Source organism: Flavihumibacter sp. UBA7668, assembly GCF_002483205.1.
GTDB lineage: Bacteria > Bacteroidota > Bacteroidia > Chitinophagales > Chitinophagaceae > Flavihumibacter.
In genome coordinates this window covers 647,350-663,718 of sequence record NZ_DLHM01000007.1, presented here as the reverse complement: position 1 = coordinate 663,718, position 16,369 = coordinate 647,350, and the positions used below count along the sequence as shown (strand labels likewise).

Sequence of the window (16,369 nt, the reverse complement as noted above, 5' to 3'; positions counted from 1 at the left end):
GGTCGGGTGCCACCCGACCGGTGAAGCCAATGATTTGAATTTCAGGGAAAATGTTGTTTCTTGTGCGGCATGTTTAAAATGCATCGCTTCTATCTATTAATTCTCCTTTCATTTAGTTTTATAGCTGTAGTTCAGGCGCAGGACTCGCTGAACTTATCGGAACGTGTTCCGGTTGTTACAGGTATTTCACCCTTATCCGGCCCAATTGGTACTATTGTAACCATTTATGGTAAAAATTTTTCGACTACACCTGCTGAAAATTTAGTGCGCATGGGCGGAATTCTTTGTCCGGTTTTATCAGCAACCAGTACGGAATTATCCATTCGGATTCCAGTGGGGATGAACAGCCAGCGATTATCTGTGACGAGTAAGGATGGGCTGATCACAATTACGGATTATTTGTTCAGGGTTAGATTTGAGAGTTTGGGTAAAACGTTGGGGAAGCGGTCTTTGCGGTTGGCAAGGAGTTATATTGATGATATTGTTACACCATTTTCAACCTCTACAACAGATCTAAATAATGATGGAAAACTGGAATTTTTAGTTACTGACCAAATAAAAAACAGTAAAATATTTCAAGTTGAAAATGAAGGAAACTTTAAGTTTTCCTCAGGCACCAAATTTGGAGGTTTTTATGGGTTTTTATCAACAGCTCAAGATTTGAATGGAGATGGAGAACTGGAAATTATTTATAGCAGTACCTACGTATTGGAAATTTATCAAAAAATAACTGGTGTTTCAGATTCTAGTTACACATCTGTTTTACAACTTAGACATGATTCATCAAACCAATTATTAAAAGAGCATTCAATAGTTGATATTAATAGAGATGGGAGACTTGATATAATTGAAATTACGGAGTCAGGATTTTTGGTATATCCAAACTTAAGTAAATCAGGAAGTATTAATTTCGGAGAACCAGTTCTATTTTCTAATCCACAAACTGACTTGCCTATACTAGCTTGTGATTTTGATGGCGATAACATAAAAGAGCTTATTCTCGTCGAAAAAAATTCGCCAAAATCGGTTCAGATAATTAGAAATTTACACAATGTTGGTGATCCAATATCGTCAGATAAATTAAGGACGGAATTTAAATTAGAAGGACCAAAATCTCACAATTTCTTAAAGGCTGCTGAAGATATTGATGGTGATGGAAAACAGGACATTTATCTTATTTCACCCTCAGAAATGACAATGTATATTTATAAAAATATAAGCAGCTTATCCGAATTGAAATTTTCAAACAAAACAATTATTAATGTCTCTGAAAATTCATTAGAATCATCTTTTGCTGACTTGGATGGTGATGGAATTCGTGATTTGATAAATATTTGTTTTGATAGTCAAAATAATAATAGCGAGACAGGTGGCAGGACATTATTTATTCAAAAAAATATAAGTAGTGCTGACAATATTTCATTTGACCCTCCAGTCGAATTTTCTTTTATGGGAAATGCTTCTGCATTATCATTAGCAGATGGTGATTTAAATCAGGATGGACTTCCAGATTTAATTGTTGGTTTAGGGTATTATAATGGAAGTGTTATATTATTACAAAATGGTACAAATAGTGCGAAAGTTGAACTCTCGCCAGACTCTCCCCCAGCTGGCTACATCGATCAGTCCATGTTTTTGGATGATTCCATTCGCACGCATAATAATGCCCCCTTTGTTCGTCGGCACTATGAAATTAATCCGGAACAGAACGGCTCAACTGCAAAAGCTACCGTTACCTTATATTTTAAACAGGAGGATTTTACAGAATTCAATGCCTATAAGCCGGATGACCTGAATTTGCCTACAGGTCCGAATGATGCCATTGGCAAAGCAAATTTGAGAGTGTATAAATATGGTGGACATTCAGTAGGTTCAAATCATCCGGCTGATTATGCAGATGCAGGGATTGAAATCAATCCCGATGATAACAAGATTGTATGGAACACTGCGGAAGAATTATGGGAAGTAAGTTTTGATGTTACCGGATTCAGCGGATTCTTTCTGGCTCCACAAAACGATGGAATGATTGCTAAGCCCCCTGCCCCGGCCGTTCCGGTAATCGTTACTGAACCCGCACAGGAAGCATGTTCCGGAACATCCATTCGATTGGTTGCCTCCTCAGCCGGTTGCAGTGATTGTATCTATTCCTGGAATACAAGTCCGGTTACAGTTGATTCCGGTTTAACTGTCACCAGTTCAGGTACCTATACCGTTAGTGCTACCAATAAAGGAGGAACCGTAACAGCCTCCGTAGCGATTCAGGTATTTCAAACACCAGCCAAACCTGTCATAACTGTTCAGGGTAATCTGCTGACATCCTCTGCGGTTTCAGGAAATCAGTGGTTTTTTAACGGACAGGCAATAACTGGTGCAACTCAACAAAAGCTTACCGTTTTTGAATCAGGAACTTATTCAGTTCAGGTAAAATCCGGGGCCTGTATAAGTGAACTGTCAGAAGAGAAACAGGTTGTTGTTACTTCAATTGATCCGTTGGAATTACAGGGAGGAATACGCATTCATCCCAATCCACTCAGATCAGATTTGTACATTAACAACCCTCAACTATTGCAATTGTCAATTACTGTTTTTGATCTATCCGGAAAAAAAATCACCGCTATCCGTACAAATAAATCCAGTACTGCAATTGACCTGCAGCAGGTACGCCCGGGTATCTACCTGCTCCAGCTTTTTGATGAAAGAAACGATCGGTTTTTTATCCGCAAAATCATAAAGGAGTAAGGCATCACCCGTCGGGTACCCGACGGGTGATGTATATTGGGGAATGAAGAAATCTCTGGGAGTTATATGTCTGGCAACAATTTTAGCTGGTGCCTGTTCGCAACAGCCATCCAACCTCGACTGGCCGGTTTACGGAGGGTCCAACAAAAACAACCGCTATTCTGCCGCGTTGGAAATCGATACCAATAATGTTCATCAGTTAACACAGGCCTGGGAATATCACACAGGAGATGCCGACTCTTCCACACAAATTCAGGTGAATCCATTGGTGGTGGATGGCGTGTTGTACGGCATCAGTCCCAAGTTGAAATTATTTGCACTGGATGCAGGAAGCGGCCACCCTAAATGGATCTATGATCCGGTAACCGATAGTGAAGGGCAGGAAGTAAAGGGAGAAGGTTATTTCTCTTTCAATATTGCCCGTGGACTGGCACACTATTCAAACGGGGATGAACAGTTGCTGTTTTATTCCGCCAATTCATTTTTATACTGTATCAATGCGGCCGATGGACAACCTGTTCGCAGTTTCGGGCAATCGGGTAAAATCGATTTACATAAAGACCTCGATCAGGAAGCTGCTGATCTGTATATAGCATCCACCAGTCCGGGTATTATTTATAAGGATATGATCATTATAGGCATGCGCGTTGCAGAGGAATCCAGAGCGGCACCCGGACATATCCGCGCTTATGATGTACATACCGGTAAACGGCGATGGATCTTTCATACCATTCCTCAACCAGGAGAACCGGGCTTTGAAACATGGCAGGATAGCCTGGCTTATAAGTATGTGGGCGGCGCCAATTCCTGGGCTGGCTTTAGTCTGGATGAACAACGCGGAATAGTGTATGTTCCAACGGGATCTGCCGTGTATGATTTTTATGGAGGCAAACGGGTAGGCTCGAATTTATATGCTAATTGCATTCTTGCGCTGGATGCGGCTACCGGTAAGCGGATCTGGCATTACCAGACGGTGCATCATGATGTTTGGGATCGTGATCTGCCAACAGCACCGGTATTACTTACAATCAATAAAGAGGGAAAAAAAATAGATGCACTTGCACAGGTCAGCAAAAGCGGTTATGTATTTCTGTTAGATCGAACTACAGGAGTGCCCCTCTATCCTATACCGGAGAAACCAGTTCCGGTTGATTCTGATTTAACGGGCGAAGTCCTCTCTCCTACCCAACCGGCTCCTGAATTTCCGGAACCCTTTGTTCGTCAGCATATCACAGCAACGGATTTAAACAGGCTGGTATCGCCTGAGTCGCAGGCGGAGATCCGGGAACGCTTCAACAAAACAAGGCATGCCGGTATGTTTGATCCGCCATCCCGCCAGGGCACACTAATTTTCCCCGGTTTTGACGGAGGTGCAGAATGGGGTGGACCTGCCTATGATCCGGAAACGAACCTGCTGTATGTTAATGCGAATGAAATCCCCTGGATTCTAACCATGGTGGACAAAAAGCAGCAGGCCTTGAAGGAAACGATCTGGCAGGCGGGTAATCGCATATACAGGGCCTCCTGTATGGGATGTCATGGTGCAGATCAGAAGGGTACGGGAAATAATCCCTCTTTACTACAGGCAGGTGAAAAATACAGTGATATTGAACTGATGGAATTATTGATAACAGGCAGAAGAATGATGCCTTCGTTTGCGCATCTCAGTGAGCAGGAGCGCAAAGCGGTAGCGCTTTATATAAAAGGCGATCAAAAAAGGAGTTCAGCAAGATATGAAACACCGCTTCGCGAAGAGGACTCCTATTTCCAGCTTCCGTATGTTTCAACGGGCTATCATAAGTTTTTGACGAAAGAAGGTTATCCGGCAGTATCGCCTCCCTGGGGCACCCTGAATGCGATTGATTTATCAACCGGAAAAATTGCCTGGAAAAAACCATTGGGCGTATATCCTGAATTAAAAGCAAAAGGGTTGGAAACTGGCACCGAGAATTATGGAGGTCCGGTTGTAACGGCAGGCGGATTGGTCTTCATTGCTGCCAGCAGCGATCGTAAGATCCGCGCTTTTCATAAACGAACCGGTGAGGTTTTGTGGGAGGCGGATTTGCCTGCACCCGGTTTTGCAACTCCATCTGTTTATACCGTAAAAGGAAAACAATACATCGTAATTGCCTGCGGCGGCGGCAAGCTGGGCAAAAAAGGCCACGACAGCTATATCGCTTTTGCCCTGCCTTAATTTTCCACCGGTCGGGTGCCACCGGTCGGGTGAAAAATTAGGAAAGTTTCATGCGGCGGCGGATGCGGCTGAGTGATTCCGGTGTAACGCCGAGGTAGCTGGCGATATGATACAAAGGAACCAGTTGAAATAGCTCGGGTTTAGTTTCAATCAGGTTTTCATATCGCTCTTCCGGACTTGAATCCAAATAATGATGCAATGATTTTTTATAGCGGGAATATTGCTTTTCCGTTTCCATCCGGCATAAGGATTCCAACCGGGGAAAAAGACGATACATTTCCTTTTCCACTTCATGCGTAAATACAGAAACAATACATTCCGAAACGGTTTCCCAATTTACTGAACTGGGCTCCTGGTTCTGTTTATCCCCACCATCATACAAACTATCACCCGCGGTGTAAAAGGCAATGGTTTTTTCCTCCCCGTCCTTCACATAATATTCGCGGACGCAGCCTTTGAAAAGATGATAGGAACAAAAGAGTCGTTGTCCCTGACTTATCAGGAATTCACCTTTTGGCACACGCCGGATTTCAATTTTTTCGGCAAAAAAATCTTTCTCTTCAGGCAGGTTATAGGGTGATTGCAAAAGCGATTGCTGAATCGCCCACAATTCTTGATCTGCCTCATTTGCGGAGCTTAATTTGGATGGATTGGTTTCAGGTTGCATGGGTCATAACTGATCCTGCAAAATTAATCAAAGCGGATGATCACGTTCCCTTTTTTCTTTCCGCTCATCACATAGTTAAACGCCTCTGAAATATCATCCAACAGATAGTTTCGGTCTATCAACGGCGTGAATGCCCCTTTTTCAATCAGTTCGTTGATGTATTGCATGCTTTTGTTGATAGAAAAGGGTAAGGGAAAACGTACTTTTTTTCCTGGCATCAATGGAGCTGCCAGTGCCAGTAACGGATTTTGCCAATTAGGACCCAATTCAGAAGAAACATACACACCAATAGGCTTCAGCAGCCGTTTGCATTTACCAAAACTGCTTTTGCCCACTGCATCAAATACGGCATCAAATTGTTCATCAAATTGGGTGAAGTCCTCCTGCGTATAATCAATTACATAATCCACGCCCTGTTTATACAGATAATCCACAAAGGCTGTTTCACAGGTTGCCACTACCCGAGCCTGTTTATGCTTCAGGAATTGAATGGCTGCATTTCCAATAGCACCGGTACCTCCGTTAACCAAAACAGAATCTCCTGCATAAAGCTTAAGCTTATCAAGAAAATAATAGGCGTAATGTGCCCCTTCCAAACTGGCGGCTGCCTGTTCAAACGTAATATGTTCCGGTTTTTTCAGAATGGCTTTAGTAATTGGAACTGCAACATATTCAGCGTGCGTGGAAAGTCCCTGATCAAAAAATCCATAGACCAGGTCACCCACCTGATATTGCTCCACCTGCTCACCACGTGCTACTACAACACCTGAAAAATCAGTCCCGGTAATTGGCAGAGCAGGTTTGAATAATCCGGTAAACAGACGAATCGCATAGGGCTTTCCGGTGAGCACACCACAATCGGTGCGGCTTATAGTAGTGGCTTTCACTTTCACCAGCACTTCATTCGACCGAATAGAAGGAATGGGTAATTCACGAATCGTCAGTCCATCGGGCGGGCAATAATTATATCGTACAGCAGCTTTCATTTTTTATTATTCACCAAGTTAAAAATAAATACGGTAAAGCAGATTAGGAAAGGCAGAGGACTGGCGCATATAACCAACAGATCCAGGCTCCGACGGATCATAAAACTCGGTTAACCGGGCGTTGTTATTGGTTACATTGTCAATGTTGAGAAAGATCTCGTGTGTAGTTCGGCGGATATCAATTTTATAACTAAACGAGATGGTCAGGTGATACAGATCATCCAGTCCATTTTTGTAAGCTCTGGAATAATCAACATATTGATTGTTAGGGGCATCCACCGCAAGATTACCTGATGCATCGCGTAACAGCGGAATTTGTTTTTTTCCTCCACCAAAGAATAAGCGGCTATTGATTGCGAATGTTTTGTTCTGCTTCTTTCCCAGTTTTGGAAATTCTTTTCCGAACAAGGCATTCACGAGGTAGTTACCGTTGAAACGGGTATTACGTTTTATACCATCCAACGCTTTATAGGTTGAATTATAAACAGAGGCATTAATCAGGTAATAATAATTGCGGTTAAAAAATCGCTCCAATGTTAATTCAATACCATAGTTCTGCCCGCTTCCCTTATTGATCAGATCCACGTATTGAAAATCGAGCCCTTCATTGATCGTGCTGAAAATATTGGTATCGGAATTTGCCACCGGCAGATTGTACAGCTGCTGATAATAAGCTTCCAGTTTAATCAGCAGATTTTTACTAAGCTTTTTTTCATAGCCTAATACAAAATGATTTGCTTTCAGCAACCCGAGGTCTTTATTGGGTTCACTAACCTGGCCGTTTTGATTTTCAATGCGGGTGAAATAATGATGAATACTTTCCATCGCACTGTGGTTGCCATAACCCAGGCTCCAGGTACTGTTGCGATTGGGTTTATAGTTCAATGCAAAGCGTGGCTCAATGGTTGATTTTTTATTCAGTAATACATTCATATTATGGACACCCGCAACCGTACTGAAGGATTCATTGATTCGAAATTTCCAGTTGATGAAATTTCGGATCGTGGATAGGTTATCCTTAAAATCAACCAGTGTGGAACGGATGGATGTACTGTCTTTAAACATCGACTGGTTGAAATCATATTGCTGCAATCCGTATTTGGTACCAACCTGAATTTTATGACGGGCATTGAATTTATGGTGATAGGTCAACTCAGCCCGGTAGGTTGATTTTTTTATTCCCCCATCGAAATTCAGCTGGTTGTTTCGTACAGAATCTTTGATATAATTTCCATTATCATCGTACACTTTAAATAGAAAGTTTTCATAAACGGCATCTTTAATTCCTTCACTGGAATAGGTGAGTGAAGTGAATAAATGGCTATTTCGGTTAAGGGTGAGCGTATGGTTTAATCCTACATTTAGCAGGTGCGACTTCTTTTTAAAATCTTCTCCTGTTTTATTCCGAATAAACCGGTTACCGGGAGTTTGCCAGAGTGCCGGATTTACATCATTGAACCGAAAATTACTGATACCACCCAGTCCATAAATTGAAAAGGTGCCGGCTTTATTAGTGGGAAGGACCACCTTAAAAGCAGCATCCTGAAAATTCAGCACGCCATCAATATCATTAAAGAGCCCAAGGTTATCCAGCAGCGAAACGGTTGAATAGCGATAGTTTACCAGGAAGGAACCTTTGTAGCCCTTTTTGAACGGTCCTTCGAATGTCAGATCCGTTCCTATAATACCAAGGCTAACAATGGACTCAAATTTTTCATTGTTTCCGGCCCGGAGTTTAACATCATATACGCCTGAAAGCGCATCTCCGAATTCTGCTGAAAATGCTCCGGTATAGAAATCCGAATTGGCGAGCAGGTTATTATTGAGTGTACTGATCGAACCACCTACCGAGCTCTGGTCAGAAAAATGGTTGGGGTTGGTGATTTGTACACCTTCCAATCGCCATTGCAGGTATTTGGGAGAATTGCCCCGTACAATGATATCATTGCTGCCGTCCTGCGTGTTGGCAACACCGGCGAAATTGGATAGGATTTTCGAGGGATCATTGAAGCCACCTGCGTACCGATTGGTTTGTTCCGGTGAAACAGACCGGCTGCTGACCAGCGACATGTCATTGGATGCCTGGCCCTTGTTTTTGTCAATGGTAACGAGTACCTCTTTTAAGCTGGTAACCGCTTCCTGAAGACTGAGCGAAAGCACCAGTTCCTTTCCTGCTGTCAGCACCAGATTGGGAAGCACCAGTTTATCGAATCCTACCGAACTGGCAGATAAACTATACCGGCCAATACTCAGTGCTTCAAACCGAAAATTACCCTGCGCATCCGTTACCGTATTGTAAATGGAGAGGTCTTTCTCCAGCGTGATGGTGACTCCGGGAACCGGTAATTTGTTATCTGTATCGATGATGGTACCACGGATCGTTTGTTGGCTGTTTTGCGCGAGACAGTTTGCCGTTAATAACAGTAAAAAGAACAGCAGGGACGAAATACGTTTCATAAAAAAGGTTTAAGAAATTGTGGTACAAAACAATTTCTTAAACCCCAGTATTTTCTTGACTTGGGATAAGATCGGGAGGCAAATAAAATATTCCTCAGCTAAATTTTTGGGAGAATTCAATAAACTGGAGCAGGAACTTATCAAGCCGTTTGGAGTACGACTCGTCCATCAGGTTTCCATCTTCATCAAAAAGCGTTTGCACTTTAGGGGTTATAAGAAAAGCCGGCATCAGGTATCCGCCTACTTTCAAACAAAAATGTTGCAATGCCATAGCGGCATTGATACCACCGAGGGCTCCGGCAGAGACGGTGATAATCCCCATTGGTTTGCCGCTGTATTCTTCAAAGAAGTAATCGAGCGAGTTTTTAAGTGCACCGGAATAACTGCCGTTGTGTTCAGGCGATACAAGCAGGAAGGCATCGGCCTGATCCAGTTCTTTCTTCCAGTGATGCATAGTATCTGTAGGTGCGGGATGTGTACGGTAAATGGATTCCAGCAGGGGCAGGGCGTTTTCACGAACATCAAGCAGGGATGGTTGAATAGTTTCCATTGACCGGAGCCGGTTAAAGGTCTCCATTGCTATTTTATGTGATTGCCGCTTAGGTCTTGCGCTTCCGGAAATGAGGACTATTTTCATACAGGTATTTTATTCAAAAATAGTGCCCTGACGCATTCAACCCGAATAAAGACAGAAATACACCCTGGTGCCAACTGAATTTCAATATAAGTTTGTTTCTCCAACCAAATTTTATCCATGACTTCTTCAACTGCTACACAAATAAACGAACCGGGTTTAAAGAAAGCCACCCGCAAAGAATGGCTGGGATTATTGGTAATTGCATTACCCTGTATGTTGTATTCGATGGACCTCACTGTATTGAATCTGGCGGTACCGCAATTGAGTGCAGACCTGCACCCTACCAGTGAACAGTTATTGTGGATCATGGATATCTATGGATTTCTGGTAGCCGGATTTTTAATTACAATGGGTAATCTGGGTGATCGGATTGGAAGAAGAAAACTCTTGCTGATAGGCGCGGCATTTTTTGGTGCGGCCTCCTTACTGGCAGCATTTGCCAATTCTGCAGAAACGCTGATTGCGGCCCGTGCGGTATTGGGGATTGCAGGTGCAACCATTGCCCCCTCTACCCTATCACTGATAAGCAATATGTTCCAGGTACCGGAAGAACGCACCAAAGCCATTGGACTCTGGGCATTGGGTTATGCAGCCGGAGGGGCACTTGGCCCTTTAGCCGGAGGAATACTATTGCAATATTTTTGGTGGGGTTCCGTGTTTTTGATTGCGATTCCGGTGATGGTTTTATTATTGTTAACCGGTCCGAAGTTGTTACCTGAATTCAAAGATCCGAATGCAAGAAAATTGGATTTATTAAGTGCATTGCTTTCTTTGATTTCCGTTTTATTAATCATCTTCGGATTGAAAGAAATAGCCACCTACGGAATCAGTCTGATGCGGATTGCAGCCATACTGGGTGGATTATTGGTAGGATATATCTTCTTACGCAGACAGGAAAAATTAGCAGATCCGTTGATTGATATTGCCTTATTCAAAATTCCGACATTCAGTGCCTCCCTGACCTTATACGGGGTGGGATGTTTTGTGATGTTTGGTTCCTTTTTCTTTACCTATCAATACATGCAACTGGTATTGGGATTAACGCCGCTGGAATCCGGACTATGGGCCCTTCCTTCCTTTGCAGGATTTATGCTGGGTGCCACACAAGGCCCCGCGATGTTGAAGTTATTACCACCTTCCAAACTGATTGCCTCCAGTCTGGTCTTTGCGATAATCGGGTTTGTTATCATCGCGCGACTGGATGCCAACAGTTCTGTCATCTGGACCGTAGTGGCGATGTTTTTTACCTCCATTGGCTTTGCGCCGGTGGTTACGATGGCAACAGATCTGGTAATTGGATCAGCACCGCCGGAACGTGCAGGTGCAGCCAGTGCTATTTCAGAAACCAGTGCAGAGTTTGGGGGTGCAACTGGTATGGCCGTATTAGGAAGTTTGGGCACAGCTATTTATCGCGCAACCATGTTTAAGCAAAATTTTGATGGTGTTCCCGAAGCAAGTGTATCCAACGCAACACAAACATTGGGTGCTGCAGTAAATGAGGCAGCCTTGTTAAATCAGGCAGAGGGAAATGTTTTATTAAATGGCGCACAACAATCTTTTTTATCGGGTATGCATGTCAGTGCATGGGTAAGTGTGTTGATGCTGGTGGTATTGATTGCATTGGCATTAACGAAATTGGGGAAAGTAAGAACAGAAGAAAAAATAATGGCCTGACTATTTGGTGTTATCAAAAAAAGAATTGCATCTTTGCATTGCAAAATAAAAATTACGTGCAACAACTACAACAACATATTGAACTACTGAATCGCTTTAGTCAGAAGGACTATTGTTCGGGTTCCGGGGCATGTATTTATTTACCACAGTGAAGCATTAAATTCTCTGAAATATACGCCCCGCCTGAGTTGCGGGGCTTTTTATTGTGCATTATTAAAGAAAAACAATTGAAACGGATAACAATACATAATCGATTTATTAACTGGCAGAAGGGGCTAAACTTTCCGTGCAGCAATGAGCTTGTGCAGCAAAGTTTACGTTTTGTAATGATCAGTTTGGATGAAGTATACAGTCGAATACGACCGGAAGAAATTTGTATGGATACATAAGAATCTATGTATTATAAATCAACCCGGTCGCACCAGAAGTGACCGGGTTTTTTTGTGCAATGTTGAGTAGTGTAAGGGATAAACACACCAGTTTTTGGCATTGGTAATGTTGGTTCGAATCCAGCCTCAACAACAAGGTGAAAATGGATAGTAAATGGAGAGTTGGCCGATCGGCAAGGCACGGACTTGCTAAGTCCAGGTTGGTGTAACAGCTAAGTAAGTTCGATTCTTACACTCTCCGCAAGAATGAAAATTTTAAACAAAACTAAAATGGAACAGCAATGGAGAAAATTGGATGGTCAGCGGATCAGGCAACCAATTGAAGACGAAATCAGGGAAATGATTGTTCGCGAGAAAGCAGCCGGACATGAATTAAAGATCTGCATTGGTACGGATAGTCAGGTGAAAGGCCGGCTAACGCAGTTTGCAACAGTGATTGTAGTCATTCGGAAAGGGAAAGGCGGCTTTATGTATATACTGCCTGAAATCACCCATTGGAAAATGAGTATCAAACAACGGATGCTGATGGAGGTTTCCAAAAGTATTGATGCGGCCTATCGGTTGTGCAGGATATGTACCCTGTATGGCGTTGATATGGAATTGCATGCGGATATCAATACCAATCCGGGTTTCAAAAGCAATGATGCATTGAAAGAAGCCATGGGTTATATCATGGGGATGGGATTTGCTTTTCGCGCAAAACCCCATGCATTCGCCAGCAGCAGTTGTGCCAATAAAGTAGTTCAATAAAATACTAAAAAGCTTCCTTAACGGGGAGACAGGTAGTGGCTTTTACCATACAAACCAGGTGAGGGTTTTAATAGCCCCACAGTGCAGCAGTAGTAACCAGCTGTATGCTGTTGTTGTAATTGCGTACTACTTGCCATCAGCTAAGGGTCGGAGGTTCGATTCCTCCTCTGGTAAAACAGATAGCTCAGTTTGGTTAGAGCATTAGCCTTACACGCGCAGGTTCGAATCCTGCTCACGAATCAAATCGTGATAGTTCAGTGGTAGAACACAACACTGTGGATGTTGGATGAAGGAGTACACCGCTTCTCAAAAAATGGTGACCAGAAAATAAGCAGGATGCCGGAAGCTGGTTGGAAAGTCCAACTATCTGTCAGGAACCAGCACGATTGAACAGACCTGTTTTAAGGCGATCACTTCCTGCCTTTGCTTTCATCCGACCTGCAGGATGAACAAAAGGATGGAACTGACAGCTCAATAACAGGAAAAGCAATCGTCCGTAATCGATGGATTTCCCGCATCCTGGTTTTAAACCAAAACAAAAAAGGAAACAGATGAAAAATGTAAAAGTAAAAGCCTACGAATTGGGGCTGGTATTCAAAAACGGCGCTTTAAAAGAAGTGTTTAAAGAAGGAAACTACTGGTTCTGGAAGGGCGAAGAAGTGCGGATCTATAATACTACCCTTGAGTTTTTTGCTCCTATGGAATTAAACATTCTGTTGCAGCATAATGAACTGGCTTCCTTACTGGAAGTAGTGGAAGTAAAGGATACTGAGGTGGTGTTGCAGTATGTTAATGGTTTACTGAATGCAGTATTAACAACCGGACGATATGCGTTCTGGAAAGGAGTCGTTAACTATGCATTTATCAAAGCAGATATCAGCAAAGCTGAAATTACGGAAGACCTGAATCGGGCAGTATTGTCCAACAAACTGGTTGCACCTTTTGTACGTACCGTAACTGTGGAGAGCTATGAAAAAGCCGTGCTTTTCATGGATGGAAACTATATCGGTATGTTGGAAAGCGGTGTCTATTCCTGGTGGAAAAACAGCATCAACATTTTCGTCGGCAAAGCAGATCTGCGGCAACAACAAATGGAGATCAACGGACAGGAAATTCTGACTCGCGATAAAGCAGCACTGCGAATGAACGCATGGGCACAATACAAAGTGGTGGATATCGAAAAAGCCCTGTTACAAAACAAGGAATATGAACGTCAGTTATATATCACCATTCAGTTAGCCCTGCGGGAATATGTAGCTGGATTCAGCCTGGATGAATTGCTGGAGAAAAAAGAATCCCTGGCGCCTTTCATACTGGAACGGGTACAAAGCAGTGCAGCGGCACTGGGTGTGGAAGTAAGTGGTTTCGGAATTCGGGACATCATCTTACCCGGTGATGTGAAGGAGATCATGAACCAGGTACTGGTTGCCGAAAAAAGGGCACAGGCCAATACCATCATGCGTCGGGAAGAAACTGCCAGCACCCGGAGTTTGCTGAACACTGCCAAACTGATGGAAGAAAACGCGATGTTATGGAAATTGAAGGAGATGGAATACGTGGAAAAGATCGCAGACAAAATCAGCAGTATCAGTGTAAGCGGCAACGGAAAACTGGTAGAGCAGTTGAAGGAGATCTTCACGCCTAAATAGAGAGCTGAAGCAGGAATCAGTTTTACAGGCGGAGATTAGGCTAACTAGTCTCCGCTATTTATATCTCAGGCCGATAATTAAAAAGATTTTCCATCGGAATACTTTCTGCAAAAGATTCCAGATGCAGTGAGGAGCGAAGTCTATTGAATTTATTTCCGATTTTTTCAGCTATTTCCGGATGAATAATTTTGCTTCCATCTGGAGTATAGTCTTCAAAATCACCATCAAATGTTTTAATCAGGGTATCATAATCAACCAGAATGGATTCTTTTACAGTTTTAAACCAATGTTTGTATTCTTTACCAAGTAGAAAAAAATCTGCAGGTGGAATTACAGTAGGAATATGCTGAAACCAGGTTGATAATGTAATGACTTCATTGTTTTCTTTTTTTCGTAAGAAGAATATTGTTGGAACAAAGTATACATCCCCTAATTCTTTCTGCAACTTATTTTTGTTATAGTTGTATTGCCAAACCTTAGAAGATTTTCCAGGATGAATGTAGGAAGCTTTTATTTCTTTAAAATAATCAATACTTGCCCATTTATTGCCATTGAGCCAACTTTGAAATAAACTGGTTTCTGATTCTTTTATCGGGACTTCGGCATTTCCCTGAGGATTAAGAATATATAAATCAAACACAGTAATTAATTCCTGAACAAATTTGAATGCTTCCATTCCAAAAAAATCGGGTCGCATAAAATTCAGGTTGAAGGAGAAATGCAGATCTTCAAAATCAGGTAATGATTCTTCTGGATTTTCATTGAACAAATCAGGCTTGGACAATTCGAAGTAAAAATATACTCCTGTATCAGGATTTTCATAGAACCATTCACTTGCCTTTTCATGCTCACGAGAAATCTGCTCATCAAGATAAACTGTGATATCTTCCTTTGTTAAGAGGGATTTCTTTTTTTTATAAAAAAACAGGTCGAAACTCATTTAATCCTGATTAAGTAGTTGGAAATTTAAAAAGAATAAATAATTTTGCAACACCGAAAATACGTTCGGCTGCTGACATCTATGCAAGGGGCAGATGTTCCTACCAAGGCCCCAAGAATTAATCTTTTTTTATTATAAAATTAAGGACAATGAAATCTATTGGATTTTATTGCGATACCAACAGCGTAGAAAAAAATGCGTTGGAGCAGTTGCGTCAGTATGCCGAACGCCCCAATCTTGAAAGAATCAATGCTTATCCGGATATTCACTACTGTCAGGAAAAAGCGCTGCCTGTTGGTGTCGCCTTTGAAACTACCGGTTATTGCTACCCGCTGATTACCGGAAAGGATATCGGTTGCGGGGTTATGTATCTAAGGATCAGCAAAGAAGACTGGTTGAAACCATTCAGCAAGGAGAACCATTACCGTGCCTTTGATTTTGCTCATCAGCGCATGACAGATGAGGGCCTTGGAGGTGGCAATCATTTTCTCTCCATCGAAGAGGATAAAACCCATGTATACATTCTTTGCCATACAGGTACACGTAATAGAGGTATTGCGTTGTATCAGGATTGTGTGGAACTGACCAGAACCTTTTCCTATGAACAGGGCAGGGAGCTGGATTATATTCCTGTTTCCTATCTCTCCGAAGAATTCAGGGAATACTACCAATCAGTTTTGGAATATGGGTATCAGAGACGGAAAGCATTTTGCATTAAGACACTGATATTTCTTCAGCAGGCCGGATATGTTCGTTGCAGGAAAGAAGGCATCAGTGCTACCTACCTTCAGGCGGATTTCCGTCAGCTACCAGAATACGGAGAGCTTCATGGCACTTCTTATCAATTGGAAGATTCCATACATAATCATATCCGATTTGAAAGGGATAAGATTCTCCATCGGAAAGGAAGTACCGAAATACAAGCCGGTAAAACGGTGGTTATTCCACTCTCGATGTCGAGGGGAAGCCTCCTGGTAAAAGCCGAAGATTCGCCTGCGCTGGCAGATGCGTTGTATTCCTGTTCACATGGAGCGGGTAGAAAACTATCCCGCTTTAATGCGATGAAATACTGGAGAACAACACTGAAGGAAAAGCAACGTAAAGCCTACCGAGAGCAATTTTCGGAATTACTGAACCGTAGTGGTGAATTTCCATCCGGATATATTCAGGAGTTTGATTTTGCATACAAGGACTCCGAAGATATGCTTGCTCAACAACCCTATCTGAAACTGGTAACAAAAACCAGTCCGGTTGCTACGGTTAAGTATTCAGAAATTTAAACCTTGC

11 protein-coding genes and 3 tRNA genes are annotated in these 16,369 nt (G+C 42.5%); 9 read left to right on the top strand and 5 right to left on the bottom strand.

The features are described from left to right. Nucleotides 1–69 precede the first annotated feature (69 nt). Together B2746_RS20345 and B2746_RS20340 are read left to right on the top strand one after the other, a co-directional pair. Nucleotides 70–2,739 (top strand): FG-GAP-like repeat-containing protein, encoded by a 2,670-nt coding sequence (locus B2746_RS20345; protein ID WP_290798294.1) that lies wholly within the window; start codon nt 70–72, stop codon nt 2,737–2,739. A gap of 43 nt (nt 2,740–2,782) precedes the next feature. Beyond that, nucleotides 2,783–4,933 (top strand): PQQ-binding-like beta-propeller repeat protein, encoded by a 2,151-nt coding sequence (locus B2746_RS20340; RefSeq protein ID WP_290798291.1) that lies wholly within the window; start codon nt 2,783–2,785, stop codon nt 4,931–4,933. Nucleotides 4,934–4,970: 37 nt separating this feature from the next. Here the strand turns inward: B2746_RS20340 and B2746_RS20335 are convergent, their stop codons facing one another. From B2746_RS20335 to B2746_RS20320, 4 genes are all read right to left on the bottom strand, one after another. After that, complete coding sequence (locus B2746_RS20335) at nt 4,971–5,600, bottom strand: Crp/Fnr family transcriptional regulator (RefSeq protein WP_290798288.1); 630 nt, start codon at nt 5,598–5,600, stop codon at nt 4,971–4,973. Nucleotides 5,601–5,623: 23 nt separating this feature from the next. Beyond that, nucleotides 5,624–6,586 (bottom strand): NAD(P)-dependent alcohol dehydrogenase, encoded by a 963-nt coding sequence (locus tag B2746_RS20330; protein ID WP_290798285.1) that lies wholly within the window; start codon nt 6,584–6,586, stop codon nt 5,624–5,626. Between the two features lie 18 nt (nt 6,587–6,604). Further along, on the bottom strand, nt 6,605–9,043 hold the full coding sequence (locus tag B2746_RS20325) for a TonB-dependent receptor (protein WP_290798282.1): 2,439 nt from the start codon (nt 9,041–9,043) through the stop codon (nt 6,605–6,607). 94 nt (nt 9,044–9,137) lie between these two features. Beyond that, entirely contained in the window at nt 9,138–9,680 is a 543-nt protein-coding gene (locus B2746_RS20320) for an NADPH-dependent FMN reductase (protein WP_290798279.1), read from the bottom strand. Between the two features lie 117 nt (nt 9,681–9,797). Here B2746_RS20320 and B2746_RS20315 point away from each other — a divergent pair, with 117 nt between their 5' ends. The 6 genes from B2746_RS20315 to B2746_RS20290 all read left to right on the top strand — a co-directional run bounded on the left by B2746_RS20315 (nt 9,798) and on the right by B2746_RS20290 (nt 14,142). Beyond that, nucleotides 9,798–11,354 carry an MFS transporter gene (locus B2746_RS20315; protein ID WP_290798276.1) on the top strand — a complete coding sequence of 519 codons (1,557 nt, stop codon included), beginning with the start codon at nt 9,798–9,800 and terminating at the stop codon, nt 11,352–11,354. Between the two features lie 449 nt (nt 11,355–11,803). Beyond that, nucleotides 11,804–11,876, top strand: a tRNA-Gln gene (locus B2746_RS20310). A gap of 23 nt (nt 11,877–11,899) precedes the next feature. After that, nucleotides 11,900–11,984, top strand: a tRNA-Ser gene (locus B2746_RS20305). A gap of 29 nt (nt 11,985–12,013) precedes the next feature. Next, nucleotides 12,014–12,493, top strand: a complete 480-nt coding sequence (locus B2746_RS20300; protein ID WP_290798273.1) for a ribonuclease H-like YkuK family protein — start codon at nt 12,014–12,016, stop codon at nt 12,491–12,493. Nucleotides 12,494–12,671: 178 nt separating this feature from the next. Then, nucleotides 12,672–12,732 (top strand) — tRNA-OTHER (locus B2746_RS20295). A gap of 312 nt (nt 12,733–13,044) precedes the next feature. Further along, complete coding sequence (locus tag B2746_RS20290; protein ID WP_290798271.1) at nt 13,045–14,142, top strand: slipin family protein; 1,098 nt, start codon at nt 13,045–13,047, stop codon at nt 14,140–14,142. A 58-nt stretch (nt 14,143–14,200) separates the two neighbouring features. Here the strand turns inward: B2746_RS20290 and B2746_RS20285 are convergent, their stop codons facing one another. After that, nucleotides 14,201–15,082, bottom strand: a complete 882-nt coding sequence (locus B2746_RS20285) for a hypothetical protein (protein WP_290798268.1) — start codon at nt 15,080–15,082, stop codon at nt 14,201–14,203. Nucleotides 15,083–15,231: 149 nt separating this feature from the next. Here B2746_RS20285 and B2746_RS20280 point away from each other — a divergent pair, with 149 nt between their 5' ends. Then, nucleotides 15,232–16,362 carry an RtcB family protein gene (locus B2746_RS20280; RefSeq protein WP_290798265.1) on the top strand — a complete coding sequence of 377 codons (1,131 nt, stop codon included), beginning with the start codon at nt 15,232–15,234 and terminating at the stop codon, nt 16,360–16,362. Nucleotides 16,363–16,369 lie beyond the last annotated feature (7 nt).